Origin of the sequence: Pyramidobacter sp. C12-8 (assembly GCF_002007215.1) — a bacterium.
Lineage (GTDB): Bacteria > Synergistota > Synergistia > Synergistales > Dethiosulfovibrionaceae > Pyramidobacter.
In genome coordinates, this window is sequence record NZ_MUHX01000159.1 from 1 (window position 1) to 213 (window position 213).

At 58.7% G+C, this 213-nt stretch carries 1 pseudogene; it reads left to right on the forward strand.

Going from position 1 to position 213, the window contains the following annotated elements:
• Positions 1–213: pseudogene (locus B0D78_RS13125) on the forward strand (ISNCY family transposase); the annotation flags it as partial.

The following is a 213-nucleotide window of genomic DNA, read 5'->3' on the forward strand; positions in this document are numbered from 1 at the left end:
GCGACGCTGCACGCTTATATTGACGATGCGACGGGGATCGTGACTGGCGCCTGTTTCACTGAGAACGAATGTATGGCGGGCTATGTCGCCGCGCTGGGGATGGGGATCGAGGGGTATGGGCTGCCGATGGCGATTTACAGCGACCGGCATACGATTTTCCGCTCTCCAAAGGCACGGGCGCAGGATGATGAGGATCGGATCGAAGGGAATGAA